The organism is Streptomyces sp. 17_S59 (genome assembly GCF_056930295.1).
In genome coordinates this window covers 1,232,382-1,249,427 of sequence record NZ_JBXOWD010000001.1, presented here as the reverse complement: position 1 = coordinate 1,249,427, position 17,046 = coordinate 1,232,382, and the positions used below count along the sequence as shown (strand labels likewise).

Here is a 17,046-nt window from a genome sequence, read left to right as displayed (position 1 = left end):
GACGGGCTGAATTTGCACCCACGCGCAAGTGGCCACATTCGGCCAACAACCCGCGCCCGGTTCGTATCCGGAACATGCATCCGGTTACGCTCGGGGCATGCATGCCTGGCCCGCTTCTGAGGTTCCCGCCCTGCCCGGCAGTGGCCGCGACCTCCGGATCCACGACACCGCGACCGGCGAGCGAGTGACCCTCGCACCCGGTCCCGTCGCCCGTATCTACGTGTGCGGCATCACGCCGTACGACGCCACCCACATGGGGCACGCGGCGACCTACAACGCGTTCGACCTCGTGCAGCGCGTGTGGCTCGACACCAAGCGGCAGGTCCACTACGTCCAGAACGTCACCGACGTGGACGACCCGCTGCTGGAGCGGGCCATCGCCAACGGCGACGACTGGACCGCCCTCGCCGAGCGCGAGACGGCCCTCTTCCGCGAGGACATGACCGCGCTGCGCCTGCTCCCGCCCCGCCACTACGTGGGCGCCGTGGAATCGATACCCAAGATCGTTCCGCTGGTCGAGCGGCTGCGCGACGCCGGTGCCGCCTACGAGCTGGATGGCGACATCTACTTCTCCGTGGCCTCCGACCCCCACTTCGGCGGCGTCTCCCACCTCGACGCCGAGGCGATGCGCCTGCTGTCCGCCGAGCGCGGCGGCGACCCGGAGCGCCCGGGCAAGAAGAACCCCGTCGACCCCATGCTGTGGATGGCCGCCCGTCCGGGCGAGCCCAGCTGGGACGGGGCCAGCCTGGGCCCCGGCCGCCCCGGCTGGCACATCGAGTGCGTCGCCATCGCCCTCGAGCACCTGGGCATGGGCTTCGACGTCCAGGGCGGCGGCTCCGACCTGATCTTCCCGCACCACGAGATGGGCGCCTCGCACGCCCAGGCGCTCACCGGCGAGCACCCCTTCGCCAAGGCGTACGTGCACGCGGGCATGGTCGCCCTGCACGGCGAGAAGATGTCCAAGTCCAAGGGCAACCTGGTCTTCGTCTCCAAGCTCCGCCGCGACGGCGTCGACCCGGCCGCCATCCGGCTGGCGCTCCTCGCCCACCACTACCGGGCCGACTGGGAGTGGACCGACGACGTGCTGACCGAGGCCGTGGCGCGCCTGGACCGCTGGCGCGCGGCCGTGTCCCGCCCGGACGGGCCGTCGGCCGACGCCCTGGTCGAGGAGATCCGCGAGGCCCTCGCCGACGATCTCGACGCCCCGGCCGCGCTCGCCGCGGTCGACCGCTGGGCGGCGGCCCAGGCCGCCGGTGGCGGCACGGACGAGGGGGCGCCGGGCCTGGTCTCCCGCGCCGTGGACGCGCTGCTGGGCGTGGCGCTGTAGCGCTGAGCCCGTTCCGTTCCGACGTTCCGGGGCGCTCCGCCGAGTGGCGGGGCGCCCCGGTGCGTTCTCCGGCAAAGTCCAAGAGGCCGGCGCGCGCGTCCATGGTCGTGTTCGCGTCAGCCGCGCTAAGCACGCGGGCATGACCACTCGAACACGATGCAGAACGGCGCTGACCGCCGCCCTCCTCGGGCTCGGCGCCGCCCTGGCCGGGCCGGTGGGCACCGTCCACGCCGGACCGGCCGCCGGGGAGGAACGGACCGTCGGGGACGTGACCGGCTTCTCGACGGCGGGACCCATGTTCCGCTTCAAGGCAAGCGACGCCGAGGCACGTGTCAGCTTCCTGTCAGCCGACACCTTCCGGCTGGAGCTGGCGCCGGACGGCGAGTTCACCGACCCGGTCGGCAAGGACGTCGTCCTGCGCCAGGGCCCGCCCCCGGCCACCCGCTGGCGCGAGCGGGCCGACCGCTACGAGCTGAGCACGTCCGCCGTCACCCTGCGCGCGTACAAGAAGCCGCTGCGCTTCGCGCTGTTCCGGGCGGACGGCTCCCGCCTGTGGTCCGAGACCAAGGGCCTGACCTGGAACGCGGAGAAGACCACCCAGACGCTGGCCCGGGGCGCCGACGAGCAGTTCTACGGCGCCGGAATGCAGAACGGCCGGGGCAACACCTCGCACCGGGGCAGGAAGACCGAGGTCGGCGTCGACTACAACTGGAACGACGGGGGCCACCCCAACTCCGTGCCGTTCTACCTCTCGTCGGCGGGCTACGGCGTCTACCGCAACACCTACGCGCCCGGTACGTACTCCTTCGACGACCCGGTGACGACCACCGAGCAGGAACGGCGGTTCGACGCCTACTACTTCGCGGGCCGCACGGCCAAGGACGTCATCGGGCAGTACACGAAGCTGACGGGCCGTCCCTTCCTGCCGCCGCTGTACGGCCTGGAGATCGGCGACTCGGACTGCTACCTCCACAACAGGAACCGCGGCGAACGGCACACCCTGGACGCCCTGAAGGTCGCCGACGGCTACGTGGAGCATGACCTTCCGCTCGGCTGGATGCTCGTCAACGACGGCTACGGCTGCGGCTACGAGAACCTGGGGGAGGCCGCCAAGGGCCTCGGCGAGCACAAGGCCCAGCTGGGGCTGTGGACCGAGGACGGCCTTGCCAAGCTCGGTGGGCAGGTGAAGGCCGGCCAGCGGGTGGCCAAGCTGGACGTCGCCTGGGTCGGCGACGGCTACAAGTTCGCGCTCGACGGCTGCAAGGACGCCTACAAGGGCATCGAGGACAACAGCGACGCCCGCGGCTTCACCTGGGCTCCCGAGAGCTGGTCCGGCGCCCAGCGCTGCGGAGTGCAGTGGTCGGGCGACCAGAAGGGCTCATGGGAGTACATCCGCTGGCAGATTCCCACCTACGCGGGCGCGACCATGTCGGGCCTGGCCTACACCACAGGTGACGTGGACGGGATCTTCGGCGGCAGCCCCAAGACGTACGTGCGCGACCTTCAGTGGAAGACGTTCCTGCCGGCCGTGATGACGATGGACGGCTGGGCGCCGAGCGACAAGCAGCCGTGGCGGTACGGCGATCCGTACACCTCCGTCAACCGCAAGTACCTGAAGCTCAAGGAAGCGCTGCTGCCGTACATGTACTCGTACGCGGCCGAGGCGGCACGGACCGGCGTCGGGCCGGTGCGCCCGCTGGCGCTGGAGTACCCGGACGACCCGAAGGCGTCGTCGGACGCGGCGAAGTACGAGTTCCTGTCGGGGGAGTACTTCCTGGTGGCCCCGGTGTACGAGGACAAGGAGGTCCGCGACGGGATCTACCTCCCGGAGGGGACCTGGACCGACTACTGGACCGGGCGCACCTACCACGGCCCGACCACAGTCGACGGCTACCGGGCCCCGCTGGACACGCTCCCGCTGTTCGTGAAGGCGGGCGCCAACATCCCGATGTGGCCCGGCGGCATCCGCTCGTACCGGGACCGCACCGCCGACTCGCCCCTGGCCTGGGACGTCTACCCGGCCGAACACTCCTCCTCCTTCACCCTCTACGAGGACGACGGCGTGACCCGTGAGCACCGGGTGGGCGCCTACGCGCAGCAGACGCTGGCGGTCGACGCACCCGGCGCGGGCCGGGGCGGCGCGACGCTGCGGCTGGGCGCCTCCGAGGGCGACTTCCGGGGCAAGCAGACGGCGCGTCCGTACCTCTTCACGGTCCACACGGGGACCGCGCCCGGGGCCGTGACGCTGGAGGGGAAGGCGCTGCCGCGGATGGAGTCGAAGGACGCCTACGAGCAGGCGGAGCAGGGCTGGTGGTTCGACGGATCCGACCGGGGCGGGGTCGTCCGGGTGAAGACGGGCACCCGGCCGACCGATCGCGCCTTCACCCTCGCCCTGTCGGCCCCGGACGCCTCCTGAGCGGGTTGGGCAGCGCCCCGAAGGGGCGCGGGGAACTGCGCGACCAGCCACGACGGCGCCGCGGTCGATCGACGACCCGGCACGGCACTTCCAGCGGAGCGCTCAGGCGGGGCCGCCCGCCATCGGGTACTCCGGCGTCCGCGCCCACCGGCCGCCCGGGCTGATGCCCACCTCGTAGGCCAGGGCACGGCCCTCGCCGTCGTACGCCACGTGGCGCGTCTCGGCCACGACGGCCGGGGCGTCGAGGCGCAGCAGCTCCAGCTCCTCCTCGGTCGCCGGGCGGGCCGTCCACCAGTCGCGGCCCGTGTGCGCATGCCGGCCCGTCGCGATCTCCACGTACCGGGTCGTGCCCTCGCGGATCCGCTCGTGCCGCAGCAGCCCCGGCGCGGCGGCCGCCACCTGGGAGGTGAACCAGGACCAGGAGGTGGCGATCGGCGCGTCCTGCTCGTACGTCACGCGGTGCCGCCGCACGACCGGGTCGCCTGCGGTGATCCCGAGCGCGGTGGCGACCTCCTCGGGCGCGGGCAGCATCTGGGCGCCCACGATCTCGGCGCACTGCCCGGCGGGGTAGACCAGCCCCGTCCGCACGGCCGTTCGGTACCGCTCCCCGGCCGTGCGGGCGAGGGGCGCCCGGGGGCGTACGGTCGCGGGGGCGCCCGCGCCCGCCGGGTCCGGGGGCGGTTCGACGAGACCCTCCTCCCAGAGCACGTCCAGGGCGCGGGAGACGGTGTTGCGGGACACGGACCACTGCGCCGTCAGTTCCGGCTCGGAGGGCAGGGGATCGCCGGGGCGCAGCTCGCCCCGGACGATGCGGTCCCTGAGGTCGCTCGCGATCTGGTCGTACTTCGGCAGGGGCATGGCTTCCCTCGGCTCGGGTCGTCGGCGGTTCCACCTCTACACCGCGCACGGTGGCAGGTGGCTGCATAAACACGGGGGGTGGTGAGTTCATGTCAGAGGTGCGTCGTATGGTGTGCCCCTGACATAGGAGCACCAGGCACCAGTAAGACAGGAAATCCCTTATATGGGCAGAAAGTACAGCGTCGTAGCAGCGGCCACTTGTGTGGCGGCACTCATGGTGGGTGTCTCGGGCTGCGGCGGTGACGGGGGAAAGAAGAAGGACGGCGGCGACAAGCCCGACAGCGCGAGCAGCAGCCCGGCTCCGCAGCAGTCGCCGCAGAAGCCGAAGAGCGAGCTGGACGGCCTCTCCGCCAAGGAGATATCGGACAAGGCCAAGAAGGAACTCCAGTCGACCTCGGCGGTCCGGATCAAGATCGACCAGCAGAAGTCCGCCGCGCACCCGGCCATGCACGTCGAGTTCGCCATGGACAAGCAGGGCAACTGCGTCGGCAACGTCTCGCAGGACGGCGCCGGGTTCGAGATGCTCAAGCGCGGCGACGAGTACTGGATCAAGCCGGACGAGAAGTTCTGGCAGAAGAACTCCGGCACCGCGGACCCCGAGACGGCGGGCAAGCTGCTGGCGGGCCACTGGTTCCACGGCAACAAGAACGAAGGCGACGGCGGCCCGTTCAAGGACTCGGGTCCGCTGTGCCAGCTCGACGCCATGCAGCAGAAGCTGGCCAAGGACGACGACACGGACGCCGGCAAGTACAGCAAGGGCGAGCCGACCGCGCTCGACGGTCAGCAGGTCGTACCGGTCACCATCAGCGGCAAGTCCGTCATCAACGTGGCCAACGAAGGCAAGCCGTACCCCGTCCGGATCGTGAGCCTCAAGGAGGGCGGCGGCACGACCGCCTTCTCCGACTGGGAGAAGCCGGTCACGGTGACTCCGCCGCCCGCGGACCAGATCCTCGACGTCGACAAGCTGAAGAAGCAGGGCCAGTAGTAACAGGGCCAGTGGCAACCGCGAACGGCCGGCCCTGCGCCGCGCAGGGCCGGCCCGGACGTGATGCGCCCGCTCAGGGGTGTCCTAGCGCGCGTTGAAGTACTTCGCCTCCGGGTGGTGGATCACGATCGCGTCCGTCGACTGCTCCGGGTGCAGCTGGAACTCCTCCGAGAGCTGCACCCCGATCCGCTCCGGCCGCAGCAGATCCGCGATCTTGGCGCGGTCCTCCAGGTTGGGGCACGCCCCGTAGCCCAGCGAGAAGCGGGCGCCGCGGTACTGCAGGGCGAACATGCCCTCGACGTCGTCGGGGTCCTCGCCCCCGAAGCCCAGCTCGGCCCGCACCCGCGCGTGCCAGTACTCGGCGAGGGCCTCCGCCAGCTGCACCGACAGGCCGTGCAGCTCCAGGTAGTCCCGGTAGGAGTCGGCCGCGAACAGCTCCGCCGTCGCCTCGCCGATCCGCGAGCCGACCGTGACGACCTGGAGGCCGACCACGTCCCGTTCCCCCGACTCCTCCGGGCGGAAGTAGTCCGCCAGGCACAGGCGGCGGCCCCGGCGCTGGCGCGGGAAGGTGAAGCGGGTGCGCTCGGTGCCGGCCCCGTCTTCCCCCGGGGGGGTCAGCAGGATGAGGTCGTCGCCCTTGCTCACGCACGGGAAGTAGCCGTAGACGACGGCCGCCTCCAGCAGGTTCTCCGTGTGCAGCTTGTCCAGCAGGCCGCGCAGCCGGGGCCGCCCCTCGGTCTCCGCCAGCTCCTCGTACGTCGGGCCGCCCGCGCGGGCCTGCTTCAGCCCCCACTGGCCCTTGAACAGCGCGCCCTCGTCGAGCCAGGAGGCGTAGTCCTTCAGCGGAATGCCCTTGATGACGCGCGTCCCCCAGAAGGGGGGCTCGGGGACCCGGTTGTCCACGGCGACGTCCGAGCGCACCGAGCCCTCGGGCTCCTCCTCCGCCTCGGGCACCGCCGCCGCGCGCCTGGACACGCGGCGCTGCTTCAGCTCCGGCAGGCTCGCCCCCGGCACCCCGCGCTTGACCGCGATCAGTGCGTCCATCAGCCGCAGGCCCTCGAAGGCGTCGCGGGCGTAGCGCACCTCGCCCTCGTAGATCTCGTGCAGGTCCTGCTCGACGTACGCGCGGGTCAGCGCGGCACCGCCGAGGATCACCGGGTACGTCGCGGCCAGCTTGCGCTGGTTCAGCTCCTCCAGGTTCTCCTTCATGATCACGGTGGACTTCACCAGCAGCCCGGACATCCCGATGACGTCCGCCTTGTGCTCCTCGGCGGCCTCCAGGATCGCCGAGACCGGCTGCTTGATACCGAGGTTGACGACGTTGTAGCCGTTGTTGGAGAGGATGATGTCGACGAGGTTCTTGCCGATGTCGTGGACGTCGCCCCGCACCGTGGCCAGCACGATCGTGCCCTTGCCCTCGGCATCGCTCTTCTCCATGTGCGGCTCCAGATAGGCGACCGCGGTCTTCATCACCTCCGCCGACTGGAGCACGAACGGCAGCTGCATCTGGCCGGAGCCGAAGAGCTCGCCGACGACCTTCATGCCCTCCAGCAGGGTGTCGTTGACGATCTCGAGGGCCGGCCGCCCGGCCAGCGCCTCGTCCAGGTCGGCCTCCAGGCCGTTGCGCTCGCCGTCGATGATGCGCCGCTGGAGCCGCTCCTCCAGCGGCAGGGCGGCCAGTTCCTCCGCCTTGCTCGCCTTCAGCGACTTGGCGGTGGCGCCCTCGAACAGCGCCATCAGCTTCTGGAGCGGGTCGTACCCCTCGGCGCGGCGGTCGTAGATGAGGTCGAGGGCGGTGGTGACCTGCTCCTCGTCGAAGCGCGCGATCGGAAGGATCTTGGAGGCGTGCACGATCGCCGAGTCGAGGCCGGCCTTCACGCATTCGTCCAGGAAGACGGAGTTGAGGAGGATGCGCGCGGCGGGGTTCAGGCCGAAGGAGATGTTGGACAGGCCCAGCGTGGTCTGCACGTCCGGGTGGCGCCGCTTGAGTTCGCGGATCGCCTCGATGGTGGCGATGCCGTCCTTGCGGGACTCCTCCTGACCCGTGCAGATGGTGAAGGTCAGGGTGTCGATGAGGATGTCCTCCTCACGGATGCCCCAGGCGCCGGTCAGGTCGGCGATCAGCCGCTCGGCGATCTCGACCTTCTTCCCGGGCGTACGGGCCTGGCCCTCCTCGTCGATGGTCAGCGCGATCAGCGCGGCGCCGTGCTCCTGCGCGAGCCGGGTGACCTTGGCGAAGCGCGACTCGGGCCCGTCGCCGTCCTCGTAGTTGACCGAGTTGATCACCGCGCGGCCGCCGAGCTTCTCCAGGCCCGCGCGGAGGACGTCCACCTCGGTGGAGTCCAGCACGACGGGCAGCGTGGAGGCGGTGGCGAAGCGGCCGGCCAGCTCCTCCATGTCGGCCACGCCGTCCCGGCCCACGTAGTCGACGCACAGGTCGAGCAGGTGCGCGCCCTCGCGGATCTGGTCGCGGGCCATCTCCACGCAGTCGTCCCAGCGGCCCTCGAGCATGGCCTCGCGGAACTTCTTCGACCCGTTGGCGTTGGTGCGCTCGCCGATGGCCAGGTACGAGGTGTCCTGGCGGAACGGCACGGTCTGGTAGAGCGAGGCGGCCCCCGGTTCCGGGCGCACGGCGCGCTCGCCCGGCGTCAGGCCGCGGACCCGCTCGACCACCTGGCGCAGGTGCTCGGGCGTGGTGCCGCAGCAGCCGCCGATGAGCGAGAGGCCGTACTCGCGGACGAACGTCTCGTGCGCGTCGGCCAGCTCGGCGGGGGACAGCGGGTAGTGGGCGCCGTCCTTGCCCAGCACGGGCAGGCCCGCGTTGGGCATCGCGGAGACGCGGGTGCGGGCGTGCCGGGAGAGGTAGCGGAGGTGCTCGCTCATCTCGGCGGGGCCGGTGGCGCAGTTCAGCCCGATCATGTCGATGCCCAGCGGCTCCAGGGCGGTCAGCGCCGCGCCGATCTCCGAGCCGAGCAGCATCGTGCCGGTGGTCTCCACGGTCACCTGCACCAGCAGCGGTACGTCCGCGCCGGCCGCCGCCATGGCGCGGCGGGCGCCGATGACCGATGCCTTGGTCTGCAGCAGGTCCTGGGTGGTCTCCACCAGGATCGCGTCGGCGCCGCCGGCCAGCAGGCCCTCGGCGTTGCGCTGGTAGGCATCGCGCAGCGTGGTGAAGTCGATGTGGCCGAGGGTCGGCAGCTTGGTGCCCGGTCCGACGGAGCCCAGCACCCAGCGGGTGCGGCCGTCGGCGGCGGTGAACTCGTCGGCGACCTCGCGGGCGACGCGGGCGCCGGACTCGGACAGCTCGAAGATGCGGTGGGAGATCTCGTACTCGCCCAGCGCGGCGAAGTTGGCGCCGAAGGTGTTGGTCTCGACGCAGTCCACGCCGACGGCGAAGTAGGCCTCGTGCACCGAGCGCACGATGTCGGGGCGGGTGACGTTCAGGATCTCGTTGCAGCCCTCGAGCTGCTGGAAGTCGTCGAGGGTGGGGTCCTGCGCCTGGAGCATCGTGCCCATCGCTCCGTCGGCGACCACCACTCGGGTGGCCAGGGCCTCGCGCAGGTGCGCGACTCGGGCGGTGCGGACGGTCGATGGCGTATGCGAGGCCATGGGTGTGCTCCCGGGTGTGCGACGGCTGTCGGCTTTGCGCCCCCGCTGAAGGGGGCGCACATCGTCAGCCTATCCGGCCCGAACCCAGGAGGCAGCGGGCGTTTCACCCTCCGGACGCTCCGGCCCGGGCGGGAGGGTCCGGGGGGTGTCCGGGGCCGAGGGGGAGCGGGTGGCGGAAGGGAGCGATCCGGATTCGGCCGCCGGGGCACTCTCGGTGATCATGGTGGTGGCTGTCGTCGGGTATCCCCTGGTCGGCATCGGCCGATAGTGTTCAGCATTGCCGAACGGATACAAACGGATACAGCCGGGCGGCATGTAAGGAGGTTGCTCGATGGCACGGACCATCCAGTCGCTCGAACGAGCCGCGGCCATGCTGCGGCTGCTCGCCGGCGGGGAGCGGCGGCTCGGGCTGTCCGACGTGGCCTCCGCGCTGGGGCTTGCGAAGGGTACCGCGCACGGCATCCTGCGGACCCTCCAGCAGGAGGGCTTCGTCGAGCAGGACCCGGCCTCGGGGCGCTACCAGCTGGGCGCCGAGCTGCTGCGGCTGGGGAACAGCTACCTGGACGTGCACGAGCTGCGGGCGCGCGCCCTCGTCTGGGCCGACGACCTGGCCCGTGCCAGCGGGGAGAGCGTCTATCTGGGCGTCCTCCACCAGCACGGCGTCCTCGTCGTCCACCACGTCTTCCGGCCCGACGACAGCCGCCAGGTGCTGGAGGTCGGCGCGATGCAGCCGCTGCACAGCACAGCCCTGGGCAAGGTGCTGTGCGCCTACGACCCGGTGGCCCACGCCGAGGTGGCCGAGGCCGACCGGGAGGCGTTCACGCCGCGGACCGTGACCGCGATGCCGGACCTCGAGGGCGTGCTGGACCTGACCCGCGCCCGCGGCTGGGCGGCGGACGTCGAGGAGACCTGGGACGGCGTGGCCTCCGTCGCGGCCCCCATCCACGACCGGCGCCGGATGCCGGTGGGCGCGGTGGGCATCACCGGCGCGGTGGAGCGGTTCTGCGAGGCGGGCGAGCTGCGCGCCACTCTGGTCGCGGCGGTGCGGGACTGCGCCCGCGCCGTCTCCCGCGACCTCGGGGCCGGGCGCTTCTGACCGCACCCCCGGCGGCCTCTCCGGAAGGGTCCGAGACCACCCCGTTACCGGCTGGTATCCAGACAGATATTTCCGGCCAGTTGGCCGAGAGTTTCCGGTCACACAGCCCTTGACGCGCCCTTAACCGTGCAGGAAGCTGCCGTGCATCGGTCGGCATTGTCGAACACCTGACGACAATATTCGCTATGGTGTGCAGTGCCACGGGACCGATCACCGCCCTCACGGAGGGCGCGGACCGCCGGAGACCCGCGGTTCGCCTTCCCCTGGACGAAGGACAAAGGAGTCGCGGGTGTCCAGCTCCGACATCTTCACCGGTGAGACCATCGGTACCGCAGTTTTGATCCTGCTCGGCGGCGGCGTGTGCGCCGCCGTCACGCTGAAGCGCTCCAAGGCGCAGAACGCGGGCTGGCTCGCCATCACATTCGGCTGGGGCTTCGCCGTACTGGCCGGCGCCTACATCGGTGCCAAGTCCGGTGCGCACCTCAATCCCGCCGTCACCCTCGGCCTCGCCATCGACGGCGCGGTGGAGTGGAGCGACGTACCGCTCTACATCGGCTCCCAGCTGCTCGGCGCGATGATCGGCGCGACGCTGGTCTGGCTCACCTACTACGGGCAGTTCCAGGCCCACCTGACCGACCCGGAGATCATCTCCACCCCCAACCCCCACGAGGGCATGGTCGACCAGACCGCCGAGCCGCAGGCCGGCCCGGTGCTGGGCGTCTTCTCCACCGGTCCCGAGATCCGCAACGTGGTGCAGAACCTCGTCACCGAGATCATCGCCACCGCCGCTCTGGTCCTGTTCATCCTCACCATGGGTCTGACCAAGGGCCTGGCCGTCAGCGGCACGGGCACCCTGATGGTCGCTCTCGTCGTCGTCGGCATCGGCCTCTCGCTCGGCGGCCCCACCGGCTACGCCATCAACCCGGCCCGCGACCTCGGCCCGCGCATCGTGCACGCGCTGCTGCCGCTCCCCAACAAGGGCGGCTCCGACTGGAGCTACGCCTGGGTGCCGGTCGTCGGCCCGCTCATCGGCGCCGCTCTGGCCGCAGGCATCCACAAGCTCGCATTCTGAGCAGCAACAGCCGAGACCGAGACCGAGACCTTCAGACCCCCAGGAGCACACACACCATGACCGAGACCACCGGCACCCACGCCCAGGGCACTTCCTCCCACGGCCATGGGCCGTTCATTGCGGCGATCGACCAGGGCACCACCTCCTCCCGCTGCATCGTCTTCGACCGCGACGGGCGCATCGTCTCCGTCGACCAGAAGGAGCACGAGCAGATCTTCCCCAAGCCGGGCTGGGTCGAGCACGACGCCAAGGAGATCTGGACCAACGTCCAGGAAGTCGTCGCGGGCGCCGTCGAGAAGGCGGGCATCACCGCCGCCGACGTGAAGGCGATCGGCATCACCAACCAGCGTGAGACCACGCTGCTGTGGGACAAGAACACCGGCGAGCCGGTCTACAACGCCATCGTCTGGCAGGACACCCGCACCGACGCCCTCTGCAAGGAGCTGGGCCGCAACGTCGGCCAGGACCGCTTCCGCCGCGAGACCGGCCTCCCGCTGGCCTCCTACTTCTCCGGCCCCAAGGTCCGCTGGCTGCTGGACAACGTCGAGGGCCTGCGTGAGCGCGCCGAGCGCGGCGAGATCCTCTTCGGCACCATGGACTCCTGGGTCATCTGGAACCTCACCGGTGGTGTTGACGGCGGTGTCCACGTCACGGACGTCACCAACGCCTCCCGCACCCTGCTGATGAACCTCCGCACCCTGGAGTGGGACGAGCGCATCCTCTCCTCCATGGAGATCCCGGCCGCCGTGCTGCCGGAGATCCGCTCCTCCGCCGAGGTCTACGGCACCGCCAAGGGCGGCGCCCTGGCCGGCGTCCCCGTCGCCTCCGCGCTCGGCGACCAGCAGGCCGCGCTCTTCGGCCAGACCTGCTACGACAAGGGCGAGGCCAAGTCCACCTACGGCACCGGCACCTTCATGCTGATGAACACCGGTGACGAGCCCGTCCAGTCCTACAACGGCCTGCTGACCACCGTCGGTTACCGCATCGGCGACCAGAAGCCGGTCTACGCCCTCGAGGGCTCCATCGCCGTCACCGGCTCCCTCGTGCAGTGGATGCGCGACCAGATGGGCCTCATCAAGAGCGCGGCCGAGATCGAGACGCTCGCCAGCTCCGTCGAGGACAACGGCGGCGCCTACTTCGTGCCGGCCTTCTCCGGCCTGTTCGCCCCCTACTGGCGCTCCGACGCGCGCGGTGTCATCGCGGGCCTGACCCGCTACGTCACCAAGGCGCACATCGCCCGCGCCGTGCTCGAGGCCACCGCCTGGCAGACCCGCGAGATCACCGACGCCATGACCAAGGACTCCGGCGTCGAGCTGACCGCGCTCAAGGTCGACGGCGGCATGACCTCCAACAACTTGCTGATGCAGACCCTCTCGGACTTCCTGGACGCCCCCGTGGTGCGCCCGATGGTCGCCGAGACCACCTGCCTCGGCGCCGCCTACGCCGCCGGCCTGGCCGTCGGCTTCTGGCCGGACACCGACGCGCTGCGCGCCAACTGGCGCCGCGCCGCCGAGTGGACGCCGCGCATGGACGCGGACACGCGTGACCGTGAGTACAAGAGCTGGCTCAAGGCCGTCGAGCGGACCATGGGCTGGATCGAGGACGAGGAGTAATCATGACAACCCCGCAGAGCGTTCCGACCCTGGGAACGCACCCGGCTGCCGGTGCCAACCCGGGCCGTGCCGAGGCCCGGGAGAGACTGTCCAACGCCACGTACGACCTTCTGGTCATCGGCGGCGGCATCCTGGGCACATCGGTCGCCTGGCACGCCGCGCAGGCCGGACTGCGGGTCGCCATGGTGGACGCCGGCGACTTCGCCGGCGCCACCTCCTCCGCCTCCTCCAAGCTCGTCCACGGCGGTCTGCGCTACCTGCAGACCGGCGCGGTCAAGCTGGTTGCGGAGAACCACTACGAGCGCCGGGTGCTGGCCAAGGACGTGGCCCCGCACCTGGTCAACCCCCTCACCTTCTACCTGCCCGTCTACAAGGGCGGGCCGGTGGGCGCGGCCAAGCTCGGCGCCGGTGTCTTCGCCTACTCCGCGCTGTCCGCCTTCGGCGACGGCGTGGGCAAGGTCATCACCCCGGCCCGCGCCCAGGCCGACAACCCCGGTCTGCGCACGGACAACCTCAAGGCCGTCGCGGTCTACTACGACCACCAGATGAACGACTCGCGGGTGGCCGTCATGACCGTCCGCGCGGCCGTCGAGTCCGGTGCCGTGGTCCTCAACCACGCCGAGGTGACCGGCCTGCGCTTCACGCACGGCAAGGTGACCGGTGCCGAGCTCAAGGACCGCATCGACGGCGCCGAGTTCGGCATCGACGCCCGCGTCGTGCTCAACGCCACCGGCCCCTGGGTCGACCACCTGCGCAGGATGGAGGACAAGGGCGCGGCCCCGTCCATCCGCCTCTCCAAGGGCGCGCACATCGTGATGAAGCGCAAGTCGCCCTGGAAGGCCGCCATGGCCACCCCGATCGACAAGTACCGCATCACCTTCGCCCTGCCCTGGGAGGACCAGCTCCTCCTCGGCACCACCGACACCCAGTACGAGGGCGACCCGGCGGACGTGCAGGCCACCGAGTCCGACATCCAGCAGATCCTGGACGAGGCCGCCTTCTCCATCCAGGACGCGGACCTCGACCGCTCCCTGATGACGTACGCCTTCGCCGGCCTGCGCGTGCTGCCCGGTGGCCCGGGCGACGTGGCCCAGGCCAAGCGCGAGACGGTCGTCTCCGAGGGCCGGGGCGGCATGCTGTCGGTCGCCGGCGGCAAGTGGACCACCTACCGCCACATCGGCCGCACGGTCATGAAGAAGCTCGCCAAGGTGCCGGGCAGCCCGCTGACCGAGGACATGGAGCCCGTCTCCAACCTGGTCCGCCGCACCCCGCTGCCGGGCGTCGCCAACCCCAACGCGGTCGCCCACCGCCTGCTCGTGGACCGCGAGCCGGGCAGCCGCATGGACCCGCTGACCGCCCGTCACCTCGCCACCCACTACGGCTCGCTGTCCTTCGACATCGCCCGCATGGTCAACGAGAACCCCGAGCTGGGCGAGCGGATCCACCCCGACGGCCCGGAGATCTGGGCCCAGGTCGCCTACGCCCGCGACCACGAGTGGGCCGAGACGGTCGACGACGTGCTGCGCCGCCGCACCACCCTGACGATCCGCGGCCTGGACGACGAGAACGTCCGGACCCGGGTCAAGGAGATGCTGAACGACAAGCACTGACCCGTCATGCGCTGACGCGTCACGCGGAGGGGAGGGACACCGCCCGGTGTCCCTCCCCTCCGCGTGACGTGCCCCGGGGCGTGGGCAGGGGGCAACCAAGCCGTGCTCGAACACGTCCCTCGAAAGAGAAAGAGGGGGACGACGACATGAACCGGCCAAAAATGCGCCTGCGGCCGCCCGGCAAACGCCTGCTGCTCCGCATCGCGCTCGGCCTGGCCCTGCTGGTCCTGGTCCCCGTGGTGACGGCGGGCAGCGCGCTGCGCGCCTCCTACGCGGGGGCGCCCGCACCCGACGCCGTGACTCGCGGCCGGGACGCGATCTGGCTGGGGCACGCCTGGGTGGACGGCCGGCACGGCCCGGCGGAGCTGGCCCGGCTCCGCAAGCACATCGAGGGCACCGGCATCCGCGACCTGTATGTGCACGCCGGGCCGCTGGAGCACGACGGCACCCTGCCCGCCTCGGCGTACCGGAACGCGAAGTGGCTGCTGGACTCCGTCCACCGGGAGCTGCCCGGGGTGCGGGTGCAGGCGTGGCTGGGCGACAAGCTGGTCCGCCGCGGCGAGCAGGGCGGGCTGTGGCTGGGCTCGCCCGCCGCCCGCGACGCCGTGGTGGCCAGTGCCCGCCAGGTGCTGCGGGCCGGCTTCGAGGGGGTGCACCTGGACGTCGAGCCGGTGCGCAGCGGCGACGAGGACTTCCTCGCGCTGCTGGACTCCCTGCATCCGGCGGTGCGTTCGGAGGGCGGGCTGCTGTCCGTCGCCGCGCAGCAGATCGACCCGCTGCCCTCGATGCACTCCGCCGCGGGCGCGCTGGGCAGCCCGAAGTGGTGGACGCAGAGCTACTTCGGCAAGGTCGCCCGCCGCACGGACCAGATCGCCGTCATGTCGTACGACACCGCGCTGCCGTGGGAGAACCTCTACGGCGGCTACGTGGCCCGGCAGACCGTGCTCGCCCTGCAGGTGACGCCCGAAAAAACGGATCTGCTGATGGGCGTGCCCTTCTACCACACGGACAATCTGGGCCACCAGAGCCGGGCCGAGACCGCCGCGGCCGCCGTGCGCGGCAGCCGGCTGGGCCTGACCCGCGAGGACCGGCACCGGCAGGGCTTCGGACTGGGGCTGTACGTGGACTTCGCCGCCACCGACGCCGACTGGCGTGCCTATCGCGCCGGATGGGGCATGCGTGGCTGAAAGTGCCTCCCCCTCAGGGGCTGCGAACGGGGGTCGTCGAAGTCGTAGGCTTGGGGCACACGAAGGACTACCGCAACTGCACGGAACGGCAGCCGGCGGACGCACGGGAGGAAACCGTGCGCCCCGGTCGGAAGGAGGCGCTGGGTGATCGAGCTTGAGGGGGTTCCCGAGCTGATCGACCCGGTCATGATCTGTGCCTTCGAGGGCTGGAACGACGCCGGTGACGCCGCCTCCAGCGCGGTCGCGCATCTGGACCGGGAGTGGAAGGGCGAGGTCTTCGCGGCGCTGGACGCCGAGGACTACTACGACTTCCAGGTCAACCGGCCCACGATCTGGCTGGACGGCGGCGTTCGCAAGATCACCTGGCCGACCACCCGGCTGTCCGTGGTGCGGACCGGCGCTTCCGGCGAGGGCGCGACGCGTGACCTCGTCCTGGTGCGGGGCATCGAGCCGAGCATGCGCTGGCGTTCGTTCTGCAACGAGATCCTGGGCTTCGCCCACGAGCTGGGCGTGGAGATGGTGGTGATCCTGGGCTCGCTGCTCGGCGACACCCCGCACACCCGGCCCGTCCCGGTCAGCGGCGTCACCTCCGACCCCGACCTGGCGCGCACCCTGGATCTGGAGGAGTCCCGCTACGAGGGCCCGACCGGCATCGTCGGCATCCTGCAGGAGGCGTGCACCCACGCGGGCGTCCCGGCGGTGAGCCTGTGGGCCGCCGTGCCGCACTACGTCTCCCAGCCGCCGAACCCGAAGGCCACGCTGGCGCTGCTCAACCGCCTGGAGGACCTGATCGACCTGCGTATCCCGCAGGGCGAGCTGCCGGAGGACGCCCGGGCCTGGCAGCTGGGCGTGGACCAGCTGGCGGCCGAGGACAGCGAGGTCGCGGAGTACGTCCAGTCGCTGGAGGAGGCGCGGGACACCGCGGATCTGCCGGAGGCCTCCGGTGAGGCCATCGCCCGGGAGTTCGAGCGCTATCTGCGCCGCCGCGACGGCCAGCCGGGCCAGCCGGGCGGCCTGGCGGCCGAGCCGGGCCTGGCCGAGGGCGGCCGGGACGCCTCGTACCTGCGGGACACCGCCAGCGGGCGCACGCGGCCGCCGCGGCCGCCGGCCAAGGACGAGGAGGCCGGGGACGCCCCGGGAGCGCCGGAGGACGGCCCGGACGGTCCGCAGAGCGGCGCCTAGCCGGGGTACTCCGGGGCCGGACGCTCCTGGCGAGGCGGGCCGGCAGCGGATTTTCGCGGGTTTATTGACGAGACACGCCGTAATGGCCGGT

At 71.3% G+C, this 17,046-nt stretch carries 10 protein-coding genes and 1 pseudogene; 9 read left to right on the top strand and 2 right to left on the bottom strand.

Annotated features, from left to right (window positions below):
• Positions 1–97 precede the first annotated feature (97 nt).
• On the top strand, positions 98–1,327 hold the full coding sequence (gene mshC, locus AC1Z4A_RS05305; RefSeq protein WP_483676659.1) for a cysteine--1-D-myo-inosityl 2-amino-2-deoxy-alpha-D-glucopyranoside ligase: 1,230 nt from the start codon (positions 98–100) through the stop codon (positions 1,325–1,327).
• Between the two features lie 139 nt (positions 1,328–1,466).
• Positions 1,467–3,737: pseudogene (locus tag AC1Z4A_RS05300) on the top strand (glycoside hydrolase family 31 protein); the annotation flags it as partial.
• A 108-nt stretch (positions 3,738–3,845) separates the two neighbouring features.
• On the opposite strand, the gene AC1Z4A_RS05295 reads toward AC1Z4A_RS05300, so the two are convergent.
• Positions 3,846–4,601 carry a GntR family transcriptional regulator gene (locus tag AC1Z4A_RS05295; RefSeq protein WP_483676658.1) on the bottom strand — a complete coding sequence of 252 codons (756 nt, stop codon included), beginning with the start codon at positions 4,599–4,601 and terminating at the stop codon, positions 3,846–3,848.
• 163 nt (positions 4,602–4,764) lie between these two features.
• On the opposite strand from AC1Z4A_RS05295, the gene AC1Z4A_RS05290 reads away from it, so the two are divergent.
• Positions 4,765–5,586 carry a hypothetical protein gene (locus AC1Z4A_RS05290; protein WP_483676657.1) on the top strand — a complete coding sequence of 274 codons (822 nt, stop codon included), beginning with the start codon at positions 4,765–4,767 and terminating at the stop codon, positions 5,584–5,586.
• A gap of 84 nt (positions 5,587–5,670) precedes the next feature.
• On the opposite strand, the gene metH is transcribed toward AC1Z4A_RS05290, so the two are convergent.
• Positions 5,671–9,195, bottom strand: coding sequence for a methionine synthase (metH, locus tag AC1Z4A_RS05285; protein WP_483676656.1), 3,525 nt, complete (start codon positions 9,193–9,195; stop codon positions 5,671–5,673).
• 331 nt (positions 9,196–9,526) lie between these two features.
• On the opposite strand from metH, the gene AC1Z4A_RS05280 reads away from it, so the two are divergent.
• The 6 genes from AC1Z4A_RS05280 to AC1Z4A_RS05255 all read left to right on the top strand — a co-directional run bounded on the left by AC1Z4A_RS05280 (position 9,527) and on the right by AC1Z4A_RS05255 (position 16,955).
• Positions 9,527–10,291, top strand: coding sequence for an IclR family transcriptional regulator (locus AC1Z4A_RS05280; RefSeq protein WP_483676655.1), 765 nt, complete (start codon positions 9,527–9,529; stop codon positions 10,289–10,291).
• A 289-nt stretch (positions 10,292–10,580) separates the two neighbouring features.
• Positions 10,581–11,363, top strand: a complete 783-nt coding sequence (locus tag AC1Z4A_RS05275) for an MIP/aquaporin family protein (protein WP_483676654.1) — start codon at positions 10,581–10,583, stop codon at positions 11,361–11,363.
• A gap of 56 nt (positions 11,364–11,419) precedes the next feature.
• A complete protein-coding gene (gene glpK, locus AC1Z4A_RS05270; RefSeq protein WP_483676653.1) occupies positions 11,420–12,976 on the top strand; it encodes a glycerol kinase GlpK in 1,557 nt (518 codons plus the stop codon).
• A 2-nt stretch (positions 12,977–12,978) separates the two neighbouring features.
• Positions 12,979–14,586, top strand: coding sequence for a glycerol-3-phosphate dehydrogenase/oxidase (locus AC1Z4A_RS05265; RefSeq protein ID WP_483676652.1), 1,608 nt, complete (start codon positions 12,979–12,981; stop codon positions 14,584–14,586).
• A gap of 146 nt (positions 14,587–14,732) precedes the next feature.
• Positions 14,733–15,773: a glycoside hydrolase family 18 protein gene (locus AC1Z4A_RS05260; protein WP_483676651.1), complete on the top strand. Its 1,041-nt coding sequence runs from the start codon at positions 14,733–14,735 to the stop codon at positions 15,771–15,773.
• A 144-nt stretch (positions 15,774–15,917) separates the two neighbouring features.
• A complete protein-coding gene (locus AC1Z4A_RS05255; protein WP_483676650.1) occupies positions 15,918–16,955 on the top strand; it encodes a PAC2 family protein in 1,038 nt (345 codons plus the stop codon).
• Positions 16,956–17,046 lie beyond the last annotated feature (91 nt).

What these genes read in the sequence shown, in the direction of transcription:
- AC1Z4A_RS05295 (WP_483676658.1), bottom strand. Translation starts at nt 4,601, where the DNA reads ATGCCCCTGCCGAAGTACGACCAGATCGCGAGCGACCTCAGGGACCGC.
- AC1Z4A_RS05265 (WP_483676652.1), top strand. Translation starts at nt 12,979, where the DNA reads ATGACAACCCCGCAGAGCGTTCCGACCCTGGGAACGCACCCGGCTGCC.
- metH (WP_483676656.1), bottom strand. Translation starts at nt 9,195, where the DNA reads ATGGCCTCGCATACGCCATCGACCGTCCGCACCGCCCGAGTCGCGCAC.
- glpK (WP_483676653.1), top strand. Translation starts at nt 11,420, where the DNA reads ATGACCGAGACCACCGGCACCCACGCCCAGGGCACTTCCTCCCACGGC.
- mshC (WP_483676659.1), top strand. Translation starts at nt 98, where the DNA reads ATGCATGCCTGGCCCGCTTCTGAGGTTCCCGCCCTGCCCGGCAGTGGC.
- AC1Z4A_RS05260 (WP_483676651.1), top strand. Translation starts at nt 14,733, where the DNA reads ATGAACCGGCCAAAAATGCGCCTGCGGCCGCCCGGCAAACGCCTGCTG.
- AC1Z4A_RS05280 (WP_483676655.1), top strand. Translation starts at nt 9,527, where the DNA reads ATGGCACGGACCATCCAGTCGCTCGAACGAGCCGCGGCCATGCTGCGG.
- AC1Z4A_RS05290 (WP_483676657.1), top strand. Translation starts at nt 4,765, where the DNA reads ATGGGCAGAAAGTACAGCGTCGTAGCAGCGGCCACTTGTGTGGCGGCA.